Source organism: Streptomyces sp. NPDC048269 (assembly GCF_040652395.1).
In the GTDB taxonomy this organism is placed as follows: Bacteria; Actinomycetota; Actinomycetes; order Streptomycetales; family Streptomycetaceae; genus Streptomyces.
This window is the reverse complement of the sequence record NZ_JBEZLW010000024.1, coordinates 1-17,365: the sequence shown is the minus strand read 5'-3', so window position 1 is coordinate 17,365 and position 17,365 is coordinate 1. Positions and strand designations below refer to the sequence as shown.

The 17,365-nt window shown below is 72.1% G+C and carries 17 protein-coding genes; 2 read left to right on the top strand and 15 right to left on the bottom strand.

The genetic code is table 11. From position 1 onward, the window contains the following. Positions 1-18 precede the first annotated feature (18 nt). Positions 19-957 (bottom strand): DUF5937 family protein, encoded by a 939-nt coding sequence (locus tag AB0D48_RS23900; protein WP_362400393.1) that lies wholly within the window; start codon positions 955-957, stop codon positions 19-21. Between AB0D48_RS23900 and AB0D48_RS23895 the strand changes: the two genes are divergently transcribed. Further along, complete coding sequence (locus AB0D48_RS23895; protein WP_362400390.1) at positions 956-1,204, top strand: hypothetical protein; 249 nt, start codon at positions 956-958, stop codon at positions 1,202-1,204. The two genes, AB0D48_RS23900 and AB0D48_RS23895, sit on opposite strands and share 2 nt — an antisense overlap. A 69-nt stretch (positions 1,205-1,273) precedes the next feature. Next, entirely contained in the window at positions 1,274-1,684 is a 411-nt protein-coding gene (locus AB0D48_RS23890) for a PhzF family phenazine biosynthesis protein (RefSeq protein WP_362400387.1), read from the top strand. Between the two features lie 15 nt (positions 1,685-1,699). On the opposite strand, the gene AB0D48_RS23885 is transcribed toward AB0D48_RS23890, so the two are convergent. The 14 genes from AB0D48_RS23885 to AB0D48_RS23820 form a co-directional block, all read right to left on the bottom strand. Beyond that, positions 1,700-2,599, bottom strand: a complete 900-nt coding sequence (locus tag AB0D48_RS23885) for an aminoglycoside phosphotransferase family protein (RefSeq protein WP_362400384.1) — start codon at positions 2,597-2,599, stop codon at positions 1,700-1,702. Between the two features lie 97 nt (positions 2,600-2,696). Then, positions 2,697-3,515, bottom strand: coding sequence for a GNAT family N-acetyltransferase (locus AB0D48_RS23880; RefSeq protein WP_362400381.1), 819 nt, complete (start codon positions 3,513-3,515; stop codon positions 2,697-2,699). 63 nt (positions 3,516-3,578) lie between these two features. After that, entirely contained in the window at positions 3,579-3,995 is a 417-nt protein-coding gene (locus tag AB0D48_RS23875; protein WP_362400378.1) for a hypothetical protein, read from the bottom strand. A 254-nt stretch (positions 3,996-4,249) separates the two neighbouring features. Continuing rightward, positions 4,250-5,233, bottom strand: a complete 984-nt coding sequence (locus AB0D48_RS23870; RefSeq protein WP_362400375.1) for an NAD(P)-dependent alcohol dehydrogenase — start codon at positions 5,231-5,233, stop codon at positions 4,250-4,252. Further along, positions 5,230-5,490: a helix-turn-helix transcriptional regulator gene (locus tag AB0D48_RS23865; protein WP_362400372.1), complete on the bottom strand. Its 261-nt coding sequence runs from the start codon at positions 5,488-5,490 to the stop codon at positions 5,230-5,232. Before AB0D48_RS23865 ends, AB0D48_RS23870 begins: the two co-directional genes overlap by 4 nt. Beyond that, the gene (locus AB0D48_RS23860) at positions 5,487-5,915 is read right to left on the bottom strand and encodes a hypothetical protein (RefSeq protein ID WP_362400369.1); all 429 of its coding nucleotides are present in this window, start codon (positions 5,913-5,915) and stop codon (positions 5,487-5,489) included. The genes AB0D48_RS23865 and AB0D48_RS23860 overlap by 4 nt, the downstream gene beginning before the upstream one ends. Before the next feature lie 101 nt (positions 5,916-6,016). After that, a complete protein-coding gene (locus AB0D48_RS23855) occupies positions 6,017-7,006 on the bottom strand; it encodes a hypothetical protein (RefSeq protein ID WP_362400366.1) in 990 nt (329 codons plus the stop codon). Further along, positions 7,003-8,283, bottom strand: coding sequence for an MFS transporter (locus AB0D48_RS23850; protein ID WP_362400363.1), 1,281 nt, complete (start codon positions 8,281-8,283; stop codon positions 7,003-7,005). Before AB0D48_RS23850 ends, AB0D48_RS23855 begins: the two co-directional genes overlap by 4 nt. Next, positions 8,283-9,602 (bottom strand): discoidin domain-containing protein, encoded by a 1,320-nt coding sequence (locus AB0D48_RS23845; protein WP_362400360.1) that lies wholly within the window; start codon positions 9,600-9,602, stop codon positions 8,283-8,285. Before AB0D48_RS23845 ends, AB0D48_RS23850 begins: the two co-directional genes overlap by 1 nt. Before the next feature lie 350 nt (positions 9,603-9,952). Continuing rightward, positions 9,953-12,778 carry a DUF5682 family protein gene (locus AB0D48_RS23840; RefSeq protein ID WP_362400357.1) on the bottom strand — a complete coding sequence of 942 codons (2,826 nt, stop codon included), beginning with the start codon at positions 12,776-12,778 and terminating at the stop codon, positions 9,953-9,955. Then, on the bottom strand, positions 12,775-13,887 hold the full coding sequence (locus tag AB0D48_RS23835) for an AAA family ATPase (protein WP_362400354.1): 1,113 nt from the start codon (positions 13,885-13,887) through the stop codon (positions 12,775-12,777). Before AB0D48_RS23835 ends, AB0D48_RS23840 begins: the two co-directional genes overlap by 4 nt. Before the next feature lie 12 nt (positions 13,888-13,899). Beyond that, entirely contained in the window at positions 13,900-15,300 is a 1,401-nt protein-coding gene (locus AB0D48_RS23830; RefSeq protein WP_362400351.1) for a VWA domain-containing protein, read from the bottom strand. A gap of 8 nt (positions 15,301-15,308) precedes the next feature. Further along, complete coding sequence (locus AB0D48_RS23825; RefSeq protein ID WP_362400348.1) at positions 15,309-16,697, bottom strand: hypothetical protein; 1,389 nt, start codon at positions 16,695-16,697, stop codon at positions 15,309-15,311. Further along, positions 16,697-17,164, bottom strand: a complete 468-nt coding sequence (locus tag AB0D48_RS23820; protein ID WP_362400345.1) for a hypothetical protein — start codon at positions 17,162-17,164, stop codon at positions 16,697-16,699. The genes AB0D48_RS23825 and AB0D48_RS23820 overlap by 1 nt, the downstream gene beginning before the upstream one ends. Between the last annotated feature and the right edge of the window lie 201 nt (positions 17,165-17,365).

Genomic DNA, 17,365 nt, shown 5'->3' with positions numbered 1-17,365 from the left:
GGACCGGCCGCAGCCAGGTCACCGCGCCCGCTCCAGCAGGGCGTTCCCGAGGTCGCTGGCCGTGTAATGGACCTCGCGCCGGTAACGGTGGCTGGTGACCAGACCGGCCTCTCGCAGTACGGCGAGGTGCTGCGATACGGCGCCCAGACTCAGCCCGGTCCGTGCGGCCAGCCGGGTCGTCGTGGACGGCGAGCTGGTATGGGTGAGGACCTGCGCACGGCTGCGGCCCAGCAGACGGGCCAAGCCGTCCCCAGCGGCGTCACGCCGTTCCCACAGAGTGCCCACCGCCCGAGAAGGGTAGACCGCGCACGGTGGCGCCCCGCCCTGCCCTGACTGACCGGCCAGCAGACGGCAGCGGACCGCGAACGCGCTGGGGGCCAGGGTGATCCCGCCGCCGTCCAGGACGAGTTCCCCCGTCGGCAGGTCGCCGGACACCAGGCGGTCGCCCCTCCAGTGCAGCGCCGGATGGAGGTGTGCGAACACCTCGCCGATTCCGTCCTCGGCGAGCTGGCGGGTCCGGTACGCGACGTCGGCCTCCAGTACGGCGCGGATCCGCGGCCAGTGGGGGCGTACACCCGCACGCCACCACGCGAGCACCGCCTCGGCCAGCTCGGGCAGTACCCGTCCGGGGTCCTCGGCCAGCCGCTGCTCGAACGCGGTCAGCGCACCTCGCCGGGCGGCCGCTTCGAGCCCGGCTCGCACCCTCTCGGCCGGCAGGGCCGCGAGCGCGGCGAGCTCCTCCTCCATCTCGGCCAGCGGACACCGCGGGGGCGGCGTCAGGAAGCTCCGTACCGCGCCGTCCCGGCCCACCAGGGCATGCAGCGGTGCCGTTCTTCCGGCGAGGCGGTCCTGCCGGAGGGCCAACGCCTGCTTGATCCACGGCAGATGAACGGCATGCCGCCCGGGATCGGCGACCGCCCCTCGAACTCTCCAGGGCCTGGGCTGGACCGCGTTCATGACCTTCAAGATCACCTCGGTCACCGTCCGCCAACAGGTCTGCCCGGAGCCGCTCCTGGGACGGATGACGGCCACCTTCCGCTTCGTGGTGTGGGGGTGCATGCCCGTGGGTGCGCTCGTCGGAGGGCTGCTGGGTGAGCACTTCGGCGCGCGGACGGCCCTGTGGACCGGAGCCGTGGGCGAACTCCTGGCCGTGCTCCCCCTCCTGCTCTCGCCGCTGCGGACCGCGCGTGAACTCCCCCGGTAGCGTCGGCCCCATGCGCTACACCCACGTCGACGTGTTCACGGCCCTCCCTACAGCGGCAACAGCCTCGCGGTGTTCCCCGACGCCGACGCGCTGACGGACGCCCAGATGCTGAGCATCACGGACACCCTTGCCCGGGCCCGCGTCGGCGCGCCGCTCGACACGCCCCTGGCGCGTCTCGGCGCCCAGTTCGCCTACCTGCTCGATGCCGCCGCGCTGGAGGGACGGCACCGGGACAACGGCGGCGTCCTCGAAGACGTCGCCACCGGCAGCGGTGCGGGCTGCGCCGCGGCTCATCTGCGCCGCCACGGCCGCATCGGCTCCGGCGAGCGATCGGTCCTGCGCCAGGGACGCTTCACGGGGCGCCCCAGCGAGATGACCGTCAGCGCGGAAGGGGACGGCCAGGACATCCGGTCCGTGTGCGTCGGGGGCGGCGTCGCCTTCGTGGCGGAGGGGCACCTCCACGAGCTCCCGCCGGCGTAGCGGTGATCCGGGCCCTCAGCCCTCTTCCAGGACCGCCCGGATCACGTGCCGGGCGTTGCGCGCCATCGTCGGGTTCCTCTTCCGGTGGTACGGCAGCGCGATCAGCGCCTGCGAGAGCGTCCGTCCCCGGCCGCGCTTCCAGGTCGCGTCGTCCACGCCGAGCGCCTCGCGGAAGACCTCCCTCGCACCGGCCGGGAGCAGATTCCACGCGGGGAACAGGTCGCAGGCCGGATCGCCCACACCCATGCACCCGAAGTCGATCACCGAGGACAGCCTGCCACCGCGCACCAGAAGATTGCCCGGCATCAGATCGGCGTGCAGCCATACCGGCGGCCCGTCAGGGCCCGGGGCCCGCAGCGCGTCCTCCCATACGGCGGCCACGGCATCGCAGTCGACGCCCTCCTCCGGGATCCCGCGCAGTTTCCCGATCGCCGCCCGGGTCGCCGCGTCGAGCGAGGCGAGCGGCCCGCCACGGTACGCCTCCGGCGCCGACGGCGCGGTGACGCTCCTCATGGCCGTCACGAACCCGGCCAGATCCTCGGCCAGCAGCACGGGCTCGCCGAGCGCCCCCGCCTCGGGGTTCTCCCCGTCCAGCCACCGGTACACCGCCCACGGCCACGGATACCCCTCGGCGGGCTCCCCCGCGCCGAGCACCTCGGGGATGGGCGTGGGCAGCCGGGGCGCGAGACGGGGCAGCCACTCCCGCTCCATCGCCACGTCCTCGGCTCCGCCCTTCACCAGCGGCAGCCGTACGACCATGTCGTCGCCCAGCCGGTACATGCCGTTGACCGTGCCGCCGGAAGGGAACCGCTCCACCGCGAGCCCCGCCCACCGGGGGAACTGCCCGGCGACCAGTCGCCGTACGAGGCCGGCGTCGACGGGGTGCAGGCCGGGGTCCATCTGTCCTGTGGTCATAGGCTGCCCATCCGATCGCCGGGCCCCGGCGATCGTCAATTCCTTTTGCGACGCCCGGGTACTCCCGCCGGGGCCACCGTCCTGGTCGCCGGAGGTGTCACCCGGCCGTCGGCCGCTGGCCGCGGGCGGGCTGGCCGGCGATCAGCAAGGTGGTGCCGGCCGGCCGGAAGCCCAGACGGGCGTAGAGCCGGGCGACCGACTCTTGTGCGTACGCGAGGAAGACGGTCCGCACCCCGCGGTCCGCGGCGTGGGCGGCGAGGGCGGTGGTCACGGCGGCCCCGAGACCCTGGCGGCGCGCAGTGGGGTGGGTCCCGATCCCGCCGATCTCCGTGGCACCGCCGCACGGGTGGTAGTGTCCGGCCGCCAGCGGGGAGCCGTCGGGTGCGAATGCGGCGACCAGCACCTTCGTACCGTCGCGCAGGGTCTGCCGAACGGCCGGTATCTCTCCGGCGGGTACGGACGCGGGTCCTCCGAAAGCGAGGTTCGGCACGGCGAGTACGGCAGCGAGGGCGGGGTCGTCGGCTGCCACGGCCCGTACGGTCACCCCCGCGGGGAGCGGCACCGCGGCCGGTGCCCGCGCCGGGTCGAGGACCATCAGCGGGCGCTCCTCCACCGCGACCCCCGTTCCCTCGACCGTGGCGCGCAGCCCGGGCCTGGCCTCGGCGAGCCACTCGAAGGCTTGCGGCACGCCCAGCTCCCGCTGCCGGGCCCGTACCCGTTCCAGATCGGCGGCCTTCACCGTCCGCCCGCCGTCCCCCGGGGCCGGCTGCGCGTGCGAGGGCCCGCCGTAGTAGGGGGCGCCCGCTGCCCGGCGTACGAACAGCCGCAGCGTGCCGAACTCCTCGGCCTCGGCGAACAGCAGGGGCACATGGGTGTAGTAGTGCTCGATACGGTCACGCAGCGTCGGCCCGGTCATGCGTGCATCCCATCACGTGCCCCCGGGCCGGGGCGTGAGGGGGGCCGCGTGCGACAGCCAGCGCTACTCCGGCTGCGTCACCGTCAGGGACCACCGGATGTTCTCCGCCGAGGCGTCCACCGACACGGAGAAGGATCCGCGTCGTACGACGCCCGCGTCCATGGTCACCGAGCCCACGCCCGCGCTTCCGGCCGGGCAGTCCACGGCGAAGGAGGCGACCTGGAACCCCTGCGATTCCATCGTCACCCGCACGCTGCCGCCCCCTTCGCAGGCCACCGTGAGTACGGTCGGCAGCCCGTCCCAGGCGCCCGCCGACACGACGCCGCCGTCTCCGGTGCGCTCCTCCACCCACACCAGACCGTCGGGCCCGGGGTGAGGGAGCAGCGGGTCGGCCGCCGCGGCTGCGGGTACCGCTCCCAGGCCTGCCATGGCGAAGGCCGCCAGCGTCGCCACGGCCACAGTCTTCCTCGCACGTATCACGTCTGCTCCTTGATGATCCGTCATGGAGTAGACAGCGTCCGCGAAGGAAGACCGGGCCACATGAGTACGCGTACTCATTCGGTGCCGCGCCTGCTGCCGGCGGGGGCCGGCCTCCGCCGAGTCCAAGAGCCGCGCCGCCACGGGTGTCGCCGCCGCGTGCGGGCTCCCCCGTGGCGGAGTCGGCTCCGCGCGGAATCCGATCTGGCCCGGCTGCCGCTCACCGAAGGCTCCTGGCGGGAGGGGAGCCGCAACGTCTACCGACTACCCTGCACGCGGATCGCGATTTTGCCGCGTACCTGACCCCCTCTCAGGCGACGTATGGCGTCGGGTACTTCGGTCAGGGGATACGTCCGGTCGACGGCCGGGGTGAGCGAGCCGGACTCGATGAGCTCGCCGAGGACGCGCAGGTCCTCGTGACGCGGGACGGAGGCGAGTCCCCGCAGCCGGTGGCGGACGAAGGGCGACAGCAGCAGGGCCCACAGCTGCCGCTCGTTGCCGCCGATCCAGCGGCCGTCGGTCTCGCCGCCGACGATCACCAGGCTCCCGCGCGGGGTCAGGGCCCGGCGGAGCCGGCCCAGGGGGCGGTTGCCCGCGATGTCGAGGACGAGGTCGTAGCGTCGGGCGCCGTCGGCGGGGTCCTCCCGGGCGTAGTCGACGACCTCGTCGGCGCCGAGGGAGCGGACCAGGTCCGCCTTGGAGCCACTGCACACCCCGGTGACGTGGGCGGCCCCGAGCGCCTTGGCCAGTTGCACGGCGTACGTCCCCACGCCGCCCGAGGCTCCGATCACCAGGACCCTCTGGCCGGGCTCCAGCCGGCCGGCGCGCAGGGCCTGGAGGGCCGTGCTCGCGGAGATCGTGACGACGGCCGCCTGCTCGGGCGTGAGCCGGGCGGGCCGGGGAGCCAGTTCGTCCTCCTTGGCGCACGCGTACTCGGCGAAGGAGCCGGTGCAGGTTCCGTAGACCTCGTCGCCCGGCCGGAAGCGGGTGACGTTCTGGCCGACGGCTTCCACTCGGCCCGCCACGTCCATGCCCCGGACGCGCTGCTTGGGGACGCGCAGGCCGAAGCCCGCGGCGCGGATCGCGTAGGGCATGCCCGCCATCAAGTGCCAGACGCCCTGGTCGACGCCGGCCGCGTGCACGCGCAGGAGCACCTCGCCGCGGCCGGGCACGGGCTGGTCGATCTCGTCGAGGCGCAGGACGTCGGGCGAACCGTAGACGTCTTGGACGATGGCTCTCATGAGGTGTCTCCCTCGGTGCCGGTGCTGTTCGAGCTGCCGGCAGGGGTCGCTGAATACTGAAAGACGCTGTCGAGCGGGACGCCGAAGACCTGGGCGATCTGGAAGGCCATCTCCAGCGACGGCGAGTAGCGGCCCTGTTCGATGGCGATGACCGTCTGACGGCTCACGCCGATGCGGCGGGCGAGTTCGGCCTGGGTCATCTCGCCCTGGGCGAAGCGCTGGGCCCGGATGGTGTTGGTGACCCTCGTCGCCTTCACCACGGGTGGAAACCGAACCGGTAGGAAATGATCTTGACTGCCGAGCCGAGCACCGACGACAGGACGAAGGCCAGGAAGATGGCATTGGCGATCCAGAACGGATCGGCCTCGGCCATCGCGAGGACCAGGCCGGTGACCCCGCCGATCACGACGAACGACTGCCCCACGTACTCGCCGAAGCGGTGGATCTCCCGGTCGCGCTGGTCCTTGAGGTTCGCGTCGCGCGGCGAGAACGCGGCGATCACGATGTGAGCGGCGATCGACGCGACGATCGACGAGCCGACCGTCCACAACAGGGCTCCCACGTACGGCACTTGGGTCAGCGGCACTCCTGCGGGGCGCCCCAGCACGATCCACAGGTAGACCGCGTACGACCCGACCGCAGCCACCAGCATGCTCCAGGCACGTTTTTCCTCGATTGCCACTCCCGCCCCCCATGTCAAGAAAACCAGACACTCGGAGTGTCAAGCAGTCACGACACCATGTCAAGTATTCTTGACTTACCCATCCCTGCCTACCGCAGCGTTCAGCGCACGGCGACCGGCGAGGAGCCACCCGGCATCACGAGGCGGGGCGCGCCCGTGCCGTCCGCCGGGACCGACCAGATGTCGCTCGCGCGTCCGTCACCGCCCGGCAGGGCGTAGGCGACGGTCATGTCATCGAGCCAGGCGGCCTGGTCGTCGACGCTGTGCGGCTCGGCCAGGGGGTGTTCGCGCATGGTCGGCAGGTCGAGGACGTACAGCCGCCAGGGTGCCGCGGGGTCGTCCGAGACCTTCTTCTTGAAGGCGATCCGGGAGTTGTCCGGCGACAGGGACGGACATTCGGCGTTCTCGCGCAACGCCGTCGCAGTCCAGTTCCGCAGGTCGCCCTCGACCAGGTGAGTGCGGCCCTTGGTCGAGACGGTGGCGTAGAAGCGGTTGTCGTCCCGGGCGAAGGTCACGCCCCAGTAGTTGACGTCGGGGGCGTGGTGGCGGGACCCGTCCAGGGTCAGCGGGATCTCCTCCATCGACTTGATCAGATAGCCGGTGTTCAGGTTCAGGACCGACGTCCGCGTGGAGAAGGCGGAGGTGGCGTAGGAGTCGCCGGTCGCGAACGTCGTCCAGGACAGCAGCCGCCCGGAGGCGGAGACGCGGGCCCGGTTGGGGATGCCCGGGACGGTCACGCGGCGGACCTCGCGCAGTTGCCGGTCGAGCACGAGGGCTTGGGTGCGCGCCGGGATGCCGGGCAGCTTGCGCAGGCACAAGGCCCGGTCTCCCGCGGCGTAGAACCGGTCGCAGGAGGGGCCCCCGGGCGCGCGGGAGCCGTCGGGGCCTGGACCGCGGGTGACCAGTCCGGTGGCCGGGTCCCGGAAGTAGAGACCGGGCTCGTCGAGACTGAACGTACCGTTCACGGGGGCCTGTGGGGACAGCCGGTCGCGATGCCTGGCATGCAGTACGTAGCCCAGCGAGCCGCCCGCGAGAACGAGTACGGCGGCCACCACGAGGGCGAGGCGGAGCTGCTGCGGGCGGGATTTCACGGCGCCTCCGGGGCGGCGAGGGCGGCCGCGGCAGGATCGGCGGCGGGCGCGGCGGCGGGATCGGCGGCGGGCAGGATGCGCCAGGCGGCCGCGAGCGCCCCGGCCAGCGCGAGCGCCGCGGCCCACAGGGCGGGCCCCTGCCCCCAGAAGGTCCAGACGGCCCCGAACCCGGCCGCGCCGAGCAGCCGGGCCAGCGCCTGGCCGGTCTGCAGCACCGCGAGACCGCCCGCCCGGCCGTGCGCGGGCAGCACGGGGCCGGCGAGCGCCATCAGAACGCCGTCGGTGAAGGCGTAGAAGATCCCCAACAGGACCAGTACCGCCACGACGGCCGGCCAGACGATGGGGATGAGCAGCACCGCGTACGCGCCGAGCAGGGCGAGGTGGCCGAGCAGGAAGGGCAGTCGCCGCCCGGTCCGGTCGGCGAGCCGGCCCGCCGGGACGGCGAGCAGCAGATATCCGGCCGCGGCGCCGAGCGGGAGCAGGGGGAACAGGGCGGGCGGGAGGTCGAGACCGCGCTGGAGCAACAGGTAGAGGAAGGCGTCGCCGATGGTCGCGGCGCCGAGGAGGGACGCGGCGTACAGGATGCGCCGGAAGGCGGGGTCGCGAAGTGCCGTTCGCCGCAAAGGGTTTGCTGCGGGGACGGAGGGGCGGGGCGCGGCGGGCGGGACGTACAGGACGAGGAGGAGCACGCCGAGCAGTCCGGTGCAGAAGCTGACGGCGAACACCGCGTCGTAGGCGTCTGCGGTCACCCACAGCACGGCGAACGCGGCCAGCGGGCCGAGGAGTGCGCCCGTGGTGTCCATGGCGCGGTGCACGCCGAACGCCCGGCCGAGCGTCTCCGGGGGACCGCTGAGCGAGATCAGGGCGTCGCGCGGGGCGGTCCGGATGCCTTTGCCGAGCCGGTCCGCGGCGAGTGAGGCGGCGATGCCGGCGGCGGCTCCGCCGGCGAGGAGCAGCCCGAGCCGGGAGAGCGCGGAAAGCAGGTAGCCGGCTCCGGCGACCCGTTTATGCCGGCCGCCGCGGTCGGCGAGCCGCCCGCCGAGGAGCCGTACGAGCGCGGTCGCGCCATTGAACATGCCGTCCAGGAAGCCGAATTGGAGCGGCGAGAGACCAAGGCCCAGGACGAGGTAGAGCGGGAGCACCGCCGTGACCATCTCGGACGAGACGTCGGTGACGAGGCTGACCGCGCCGAGCGCGAGGACGGTGGCGGGGACGCGCCGCCGGGCCCCTGGGGTGCGGGGCGGCGCGTCCGGGCGGCCGGTGTTGGCCAGGTACATCAGTGGCAGCTGTACTTCGGGCTCGTGTCCTTGACCTGTCCGTCGCTGCCGACGTAGGTCCAGCCGTAGCCCGAGTCGGTGAACTCCAGTTTCAGTACGCCGTATTGGCCGCTGATCCGCTTCTGGCTGTTGGGCTGGACGTCCTCGATCGGGTAGGGCTCGGCGCCGCCCATGCCTCCGACGACCTCCACGATCCCGCCTGCGGTGGCCTTGCCGTCGGGGTCCTGCGGGGCGAACCGCTCGTAGTGGTGGTCGTGCCCGTTGAGGACGAGGTCGGCCTTCGCGCCGTACAGGATCTTCCACACGGGCTTGGAGACCGGGTCGTTTCCGTGGCCGCCCGACGAATACAGCGGGTGGTGCCAGTAGGCGGCTATGCACTTCTTGCCGTGGGCGGCGAGATCGGCCCTGAGCCAGTCGATCTGGGCGGCCTGGTCGAAGGAGTTGGAGTCGAGGGCGATGAAGTGCCAGTTGCCCTCGTCGAAGCTGTAGTAGCTCTTGCCCTGCGGGTAGGCGATGCTCCCGAAGTAGCCCTTGTACCCGGCGAGGGAGCCGGCCGGGTCGTAGGTCTCGTGATTGCCCGGGACCGGGTGGGTCTTGGCCTTGAAGGCGCCCCAGGTCTTGTCGTAGTAGGCGCGGTAGTCCACGAGCCGGGCGTCGTCGTACTGGTTGTCGCCCATCGTCAGGTAGAACTTCGGATCGATCTGCCGGGCGAGCGCGGCGGTCTTCGGGTGTGCGCAGCCGCTGTCGGAGGCCGTGCACTGGGCGGCGATGTCGCCGGCGGCGACCACGGTGAAGGCGCCTGTGGGGGGCGGCCCGCCGTCGAGGGTGCCGTACACCTCGGCCTCGAAGAGCGAGTAGCCGTACGCCGTGCCGCGCGCGGTGCCGTGGACGCGCACGTACCTGCCCTTGCCAGAGAGCCCGGTCCAGTCGTCGGTGCCGCCGTTGCCTGCGGTTTCCTGGGCCACCGGGGTCCACGTCGCCCCGTCCGTGGACACCTCGACGCGGTACGCCTTGGCGTAGGCGGCCTCCCAGTTCAGCCTGACCCTGGAAATGGTGGCGGCGGCCCCGAGGTCGACCCGGATCCACTGGGGGTCCTTGCCCTCGGCGCTGGCCCAGCGGGTCGCGGGGGCGCCGTCGAAGGCGTTCTTGGCGCCGAGCGAGGAGCTCTCGGCGGAGGAGGCGGTGGCGGGCTTTCCACGCGAGATCAGCGGGTCCGCGGCGGCTCCGGCCCGGCCGGGCCAGGCGAGCAGGAGCCCGCCGACGAGGACGAGCGTGGCAGCGAGGACGAGGGGGAGGGTGTGGAGTCTGCTGCGGAACACGAGAGGTCGAGCGAAGGTATTCAGGTGCATACCTGTACTCCCTGGCCTTGGGGACGGCGAGAGCTGGACACCGGTGCGGGACACCACCCCCCGGCCGGGGGGCGGGCAGAGGGGCAGCGTCACGGCGGCCGGGGCAGAGCTCTCGCTGAGCGCGTCATGCCCGAGGAGGGGCACCGCGCCAAGCCGCCGACGGGGAGCGTAGCGGATAGGAAGGTTTCCTACCAGTAGTCCAACCCTGGCGTCGAGGTGGCGCGTTGGACCGTGATCCGTCCCACGCCCGCGCGCACGTGGGACGGCACCTCGACACGCGGACGGCGGCCCGGTGGGGCGCAGCCGGTCCCCGGGCGAGGTCACGCGCCCGCCAGCAGCACCTCCAGAGCCTCGGCCGTGGCCGGATGGAGACCGGTCAGTACCGCGCCCTGCGGGCCGGGATCCGTCGACTGCCAGGCCTCGTCGCAGCCCAGCAGGCTCGCGACCGCGTCGCACGTCGCCGGGTGGGCGGCGAGCAGTGTGCAACCGCGGTTGCCTCCGGCCGCCCGCCGCGTCGCGACCGCCGTTTCCGGCTGCTCCCGCCACGGCGGCACCCACTCGTCCAGTGCCGCGAGCCGGCCGGGGAAGATCCGCCCCGCCTCGCGGACCAGCAGCGGGGCCAGTTCGGCGCCGCCTGCTCGCAGAGTGGTGATCAGGGTCGGCAGCCACGGCAGCAGAACCGGGTCCGGCAGCCGTCCGAATGCGTGCGACACGGCCTCGACGACGAAGTCGGTGAGGCCCGGGACGGGTTCCAGGGCGTGTACGAAGCCGCTGAGGTAGCGCGGATAGGCGGGCACCACCAGAGGGTTGCCCAGCAGTTCGTCGCACCGCGCCCGCAAGTCCGCCCGGGAGAGGCGCCCGAGCTGCACCTGAGCCGCCCACAGCAGCGCCGTCTTCGGCGGGTCCTGAGGATGCGACTGGGCGACCGCCAGCTCGAGTTGGGTCCGGTCGCACCCCAGCGACAGCGCCAGGCTCTCCATGCTGAACAGGAAGCCCAGCGTCGCCGCCACGTGCCGGACGGTGGCGTCGTCGTCCGTGAACGCCGTCGGCAACAGGGTGCAGTAGTGCGCGTATCCCGTCTTGGCGAAGGACTCGATCCACGGCGGCAGCACCGGCTCGCCGGTGCGGTAGTACGCCAGCAGTCGCCGTACCCTGCGGAGCACCTCGGGTGCGCCGTCGACACTGCGTTCGGCGGAGAGCACGTCCAGAGCGCGTGCGCCGAGCTCGTCGGCGAGGCGGCGGCTGCGCAGGTACATCGTCGCGTCCTCGACGGTTTCCAGGACCGTCGCCGCGGTGGCCTGCGGGGCGTACGCCGTGCGGCGCAGGCGCTGCTCCAGGACCTGCTCGATGCTGACGCCCTCGTAGCCGAGCTCGATGAGCGCACGCTGGTGGGTGCCCAGCGAGAGGTCCCACGACTCCTGGATCGGCCGCTCCCCCAGCCTCCGCTCGCCCATGATCGGCCGGGCGGTGCCGTGCGGCATCAGGTACCGCAGCATCCACAGCACGTCGGAGCACTGCTCCAGCTCCGGCTGCCCCGCGATGTCCAGCAACGCCCGTTGCACTCCGCGTTGCTGGAGCTTGAGGTTGAGGGGCGCGAGCCGGTCGTGCACGTCGCGGGCCAGCGGTGGCAGCGCGTCGTAGCCGACCTGGCCGATCCGGTCGCCGCCCATCATGATCTCGACGAGGCGGCGCACGTCACGCCGGCCGGGCACCGCGTCCTTCTCGATGCAGGTGACGGCCGCGTCCTGGAAGTCGTACGGCGTCGGCCTGGCCCGGTCGCGCATCCGTGCCAGCAGGATCGACGTCTCGAACACCGCGATGGCGTCGGCGGTTGAGGCGAGGTAGCCGTTGCGGCGCGCGGCGCGCACGATCTCCACGGACCAGCCGAGCAGTTCCGCCTCGTCCAGCCGGTCCAGGACGGGTGGTTGGCGCAGGAACCCGGTCAGCTTGTCGGAGGACGGAAGCGCCGGTTCGGGAGCCGCGGCGGTCGGGGTTTGCTTCGCCTTCGGTCCGTTCGGCCCCTTCAGTCCCTTGGACCCCTTCGCGCCCGCTTGTCCGGCCAGGCGGTACGGCTCCACCCGCGTGCGTCTGACGTTCTTCGCCCAGACCGTCGAGGCGATCGACACCGAGCCGGCCGCGAGGCCGAACTGTGCCTCTATCGCCGCGTGGCTGGACGGGATCAGGCCGTGCAGCCACTTGGTGCCGCTGCGCGGGCTGATCTCGAAGGTGTCGGCGCCCTTGACGCCGAACTCCGCGACACGGCTGGCCGCGTGGAAGGCGCCGCAGACGTAGAGGCAGTCCGCGGGATCGGCGCCGGTGGCGGCCAGGTGCTGGCGCATCCTGGTCCACATGTAGCGCTCGCGGTCCTCGTCCACGCCCACCCGCCCCGGGTCGCCGGGTGCGAGGCGCCGGAACAGGCTGCCGATCAGGAGCATGACCTGGCGGTAGGTGTCGTGATCGCTGTCGCCGAGGGGCAGTTCGACGTACTGGTGCCACCACTCCGACCAATGCCGCACCTTGCCGTGACGCAGCAGGTGTTCCTCCAGCTCTGCGAAGCGCGGCCGGAGGTCACCGATCTCGACGCCGACCGCGTCGCCGTGCAGCGCTGCCTCCTCGTCGGCGGGCGGCGTGTCGGTGTCGGCGGCCTCACCGGGGTGTGTCCCGCGCGCGTCCCACTGGAAGACGTGGTCCGAGGACCGGTCGACCAGGACCAGTTCGACACCCGGAGTGTCCAGTGCGTACGCGATCGCCTGGTACTCGGCGGAGGCCTCGGTGATCGGTGCCACCACCGACAGCGGCGACCACTCGGCCGGGAAACCGTCGGTCTCGGTCGCGAACGCCTGCACCGCCACCGGGAGCTTGCAGTTGCGCAGTTCGGTCAGCAGCGGCGCCATGTCCTCGCACAGCTCCAGGTACACGACCTTCGGCTGCTTCTCCCGCAGGCGGCGCGCCATCGCGATCGCCGAGGCAGGCGAGTGGTGGCAGACGGGGAATATCTCCAGTGGCTCGCGCGCGGCGCGGTCGACGTCGTCGACGATGCCGAGGAGGATGCCCTCCAGGGCGTCTGGGCCGTCGGCGAACGTCGCTGCGGCCTCCTGCAGCTGCGCGCGCAGCGCCTTGAAGGTTCCCTCGTGCGTGCCGCTCATGACAGGGTGGCGATCGCGTCGCGGCCGCCCTCCAGGAACTCCGGCCAGCATCCGCCCTCCTCCTTGCTGCGGGGCTCGACGACGCCGTGCAGGTACTTGTTGAGGATGGCCAGGTCCTCGGGCTCGCGCCGGGCCAGTGATCCGACGATCGAGGACGCCAGCGCGTGGGCGGTCAGGGCACGCTCGCCGAAGAAGTCGCTGTGCAGGATCGCGTCTTCCAGCACGCCGATCTGTTCGGCGGTGGACAGCGCGGACTCCAGCTTCTCGTCGTCGCTGCCTGCCGCGGCCGCCGAGGCGCGCAGGTCGGCGAAGCTCTGCAGCAGCACGTCGAGCAGCGTCGGCGGCACGTCCAGTTCGAGCTGGTGGCGGCGGAGCAGTTCCTCGGTGCGGAAGCGGACGATCTCCGCCTCGCTCTTCTTGTTCGTCACCACCGGGATGCGGACGAAGTTGAAGCGGCGCTTGAGCGCCGAGGACAGGTCGTTGACGCCCCGGTCACGGCTGTTGGCGGTGGCGATGATCGAGAAGCCGGGCTTGGCGAAGACGATGCCGTCACTGTCCAGTTCCGGGACCGAGATGTACTTCTCGGACAGGATCGAGATCAGCGCGTCCTGGACGTCGCTGGTGGAACGGGTGAGTTCCTCGAAGCGGCCGATCGTGCCGGTCTCCATCGCGGTCATGATCGGTGACGGGATCATCGACTCCCGTGACTGGCCCTTGGCGATGACCATGGACACGTTCCAGGAGTACTTGATGTGGTCCTCGGTGGTGCCGGCGGTGCCCTGCACCACCAGCGTGGAGTTGCGGGAGATCGCCGCGGACAGCAGTTCGGCCAGCCAGCTCTTGCCGGTGCCGGGGTCGCCGATGAGCAGCAGCCCGCGGTCGGAGGCCAGGGTGACGATGGAACGCTCGACGAAACTGCGGTCGCCGAACCACTTCTGCGAGACCTCCCGGTCCAGGCCGTCGGCACGCTCGGAGCCAAGGATGAACAGGCGGACCATCTTGGGTGACAGGCGCCAGGAGAAGGGCTTGGGGCTGTCGTCGATGGACTCCAGCCAGTCCAGTTCCTCGGCGAACTTGATTTCGGCGGGGGCGCGCAACATGTCGGACATGAGAGGGCCTTTCTAAGCGAGGAACGTCTTGAGTTCGTGGACGAGCTTGCGGATGTGGCCGGAGAGCACCGGCGTACCGAGGTCCTTGAAGCGCTCCCGGAACCACGGGTTGACACTGCCGCGGCCGGAGCTGGTCACCGAGCCGACCGGGATGAACTTGGCCCCGGAGCGGTGGATGGCGGCCATGGACTCGAACAGCGGCTCGGTCTGCCATTCGTAGAAGTCGGAGATCCACACGACGACGGTGTTGCGGGGCTCGGCGATCTTCGGCTGGGCCAGCGCCATCGCGACCGTGCCGTCGGTGCCGCCGCCGAGCTTGGTGCGCAGCAGGGTCTCGAAGGGGTCGTGGACCCACGGCGTGAGGTCGAGCGCCTGCGTGTCGTACGCGATGAGGTGGACGTCCACCTTCGGCAGCCCGGCGAAGATCGACGCCAGGATGGTGCAGTTCACCATCGAGTCGACCATCGACCCCGACTGGTCCACGACGACGATCAGCCGCTGCGGTGTCGTCTTGCGGACGGTGTGGCGGTAGTAGAGGCGGTCGACGTACAGCCGCTCCTCCTCCGGGCTCCAGTTGGTGAGGTTCTTCCAGATCGTGCGGTCGAGGTCGAGGTTGCGGAACACCCGCTTGGGCGGGACCGAGCGGTCCAGGGCGCCTGCCGTGGCCTTCTCCACCTGGGTGCGCAGTACCTCGGCGACCTCGTCGACGAAGCGGCGGATCAGGGCCTTGGCGTTGGTCAGTGCCACGCCCGAGAGGTTGTTCTTGTCCCGCAGCAGCTGCTCGATCAGAGACATGCTCGGGGTCAGCTGCGCGGCGAGCTCGGAGTCGGCCAGCACCTCGCGCAGGCGCATCCGCTTGACGAGGTCCGCCTCGATGGCTGCGAGGTCCGGGCCGATCTCCGGAATCAGCCGGCTGAGGTCGGGTGTCGTGCCGCGCCCACCGGTGCCGGCCGGGCTGACTCCCCGTCTCGCGCCCGCTCCCCCGGCGCGGCCGCCGCGCAGCTCTCCGGGGCTGCACCCGAGCGCGCGCTCCAGCCAGCCCGCATCGGACTGCCAGCGCGTCAGCTGTCCGGCGGTGACCGTCCCCGAGCCGGAGGCGAAGACGTTCAGCAGCACCTTCGACACCAGTGCGGCACGCCGGACTTCGGCAGCCCGGTCGCGTGCACCGTCCTCATCCGGCTCGGGCGCCATCAGACCGTCGAACTCGGCGGCCAGCTCCGGGTGTCGCTGCACGACGGAGTCGACGGAGGCCTGCGGGTCCAGCAGCGAGGTCGGCAGACCGATGTCCTCGACGACGGCGAGGCTCGCCGATTCGAGTGCGGCCTGCTCCTCCTGGTCGAAGAGACGGGCGAGGAGCCGCCAGTACAGGACCTGGCGACGGTTCTCGTCGGTGTCCACCGCGGGTCCTGTCATGTGCTCCGTCATTTCCGCAGCAGCCTTCCGGCGCGTTCCCGCAGCACGGCCACGGCGTCGGTGGCGGCCTTCTCGGCCCTGACCCCGGCCTTGTCGGTGGTTCCCCCGGCCCAGCCCCCGGCGTGGATCGCGACGGCCTTCTTCCGTACGGTCGTCTCGACGGCCAGGGGCTGGATCCGGTACGTCCCCGCGTCCCAGCGGAGCAGCCCGATGCACGCCCCGGAGGCCGCGACGGCTTCGGGGGTGAGCGGTCCGGCGGCCGGGATCCGGTCGGTGTCGACGGCCAGGGGGTGTCCGGCGACGGTGAACGTGAGCGCGTCGTCCTCCTTCTGAGCGGCGTAGCCCTCCAGGAACACGGGCACGGAGATGCGCGCCGGGTGCCGGTCCAGCGGTGCGGTCGGTGCCCCGGTGGCGGTCGGCAGGGCGACGCGGGCCGTGGCGAAGGCGTCGGCGGGCTCGCCCGGGCGTGCGTGCCCGTCGCTCCAGACGAGGTCGCCCTCCGCCGTGACCGGCATGTCGGTGATCTCCATCGAGCGGCCCTCGCTGACGGCTGCCAGGAGTGACATGTGCGGGCGGAGCAGCTGCCATAGGCCGGCTCCGACGACCGTGTCGGGTTTCGGCACCGACACTCCGGCGCGCACCAGGCGGGACGCGCCGCCTTCTGCGGGCTCGAACACCGCGTGGACCTGGGCCTGTACGGCGGTCGCGTGTTCTTGCAGGTCGACGCCGAGGGGCAGGAGCCGGCCGGTGAGCGCACCGCTCAGGTGCGCATCGGCCGCACCCGGCAGCGTGAGCAGCATCGCGCGCGACCACAGGTCCGCCCAGCGGCGTGCCGGTACGCGTTCCAGCGTCGCGCCCGGGCAGGACGCGGCGAGTTCGGCGGCGAAGCCGTCGAGGAGCGTCGCCAGGCGGCGCAGCGCCGGGTCCGGAAGCATCGCGGAGACGACCTGCGCCGACCCGGAGACCACATCGTGGTCGATGCCCTGCCAGCCGGTGCGCGCCAGGTCGCAGAGCCAGGAGCGGGCGGCGGCGAGCAGGTTCACCGGCTGCCGCCTTCCGGGCGCGGGGACGCTCTCCCCGCCGCGGGGGCGGCCTGTGGCCTCCTCGACGCGCGTGGTCAGCGCGTCGTGGACGGATCCGAGGAGTGCGGTGCGGGCGGCGGCGAGGGCGAGGTAGTGGTCCTCCCCCGCGGCTCCGGCGGCCGCCTTCTCGGCCGCCTCGGCGACCCTGGAGGCCAGGGGCGTCCCGGCGACGGCATGGGCGAGCTCCGTCAGGCCGGCGGCCTGGGCGGGGCGGGGGCGCAGCAGGCCGGCGACGAGGGCCCGGTCGAAGGCGTCGACGGCCGCCAGGGCCTCATCCAGCCCGGCGACGGTTCCGGCGAGCAGGTCCGCGCGCATCACGCCACCGCCCTGGTGGGCGGGAACCAGTGCATCTCCGGCAACGGCGCGGTGACCGGCGCGAGTTCCAGATACGCCAGGTGGCGCAGGAACCGGCTGAAGACGGGCGCGGCGGCCTTGGTGTCCCCCTGCGGCGGACGTGCGCTGATCATGTCGGCGGTGAGGGTCTGCGCGCTGGGTTCCCCGGCCACGGCCTCGGCCTTCAGGTAGCGGGCCACGCGCTCGACTCCGTACTGCAGCACCGCCTCGGTGATCAGAGCACGGATGTGATTGCAGAACGAGCCCCGCGCGCCACCGCAGGGCCGGTTGTTGTTGGTGCTGCAGGCGAACGCATAGCTGCCGGCCGCCACTGACGAGACGTAGACCCGCTCTATGTCCGAACCGCTGGACACCACGCCCTGCAGGCGTCCGTCGGCCAGTTCGACGAACGGGACCTTGGCGAGCTTGCGCGGCCGCGCGGGTGCCATCACCCGTGCCGTGCTCGACCTCTCCCAATCTGACAACGCACCATCTCCTATGCACCGAGGGGGCGTCCGCGCCACATCGGCGGGACACGACTGAACATAGGTGCGACCACTGACATTGATACTCGTAGCGGGTTCCGGTGGTCGTGGCTCTGCCACTGACTGACGCCCTGCTGGGCTGTCTTCCCGTTGTACCGTCCGGCT

Excerpts from the sequence above, each read along its gene's own strand:
- AB0D48_RS23895 (WP_362400390.1), top strand. The coding sequence starts at position 956 with ATGACCTTCAAGATCACCTCGGTCACCGTCCGCCAACAGGTCTGCCCG.
- AB0D48_RS23900 (WP_362400393.1), bottom strand. The coding sequence starts at position 957 with ATGAACGCGGTCCAGCCCAGGCCCTGGAGAGTTCGAGGGGCGGTCGCC.
- AB0D48_RS23885 (WP_362400384.1), bottom strand. The coding sequence starts at position 2,599 with ATGACCACAGGACAGATGGACCCCGGCCTGCACCCCGTCGACGCCGGC.
- AB0D48_RS23880 (WP_362400381.1), bottom strand. The coding sequence starts at position 3,515 with ATGACCGGGCCGACGCTGCGTGACCGTATCGAGCACTACTACACCCAT.
- AB0D48_RS23870 (WP_362400375.1), bottom strand. The coding sequence starts at position 5,233 with ATGAGAGCCATCGTCCAAGACGTCTACGGTTCGCCCGACGTCCTGCGC.
- AB0D48_RS23850 (WP_362400363.1), bottom strand. The coding sequence starts at position 8,283 with ATGTACCTGGCCAACACCGGCCGCCCGGACGCGCCGCCCCGCACCCCA.
- AB0D48_RS23840 (WP_362400357.1), bottom strand. The coding sequence starts at position 12,778 with ATGAGCGGCACGCACGAGGGAACCTTCAAGGCGCTGCGCGCGCAGCTG.
- AB0D48_RS23835 (WP_362400354.1), bottom strand. The coding sequence starts at position 13,887 with ATGTCCGACATGTTGCGCGCCCCCGCCGAAATCAAGTTCGCCGAGGAA.
- AB0D48_RS23830 (WP_362400351.1), bottom strand. The coding sequence starts at position 15,300 with ATGACAGGACCCGCGGTGGACACCGACGAGAACCGTCGCCAGGTCCTG.
- AB0D48_RS23825 (WP_362400348.1), bottom strand. The coding sequence starts at position 16,697 with ATGCGCGCGGACCTGCTCGCCGGAACCGTCGCCGGGCTGGATGAGGCC.
- AB0D48_RS23820 (WP_362400345.1), bottom strand. The coding sequence starts at position 17,164 with ATGGCACCCGCGCGGCCGCGCAAGCTCGCCAAGGTCCCGTTCGTCGAA.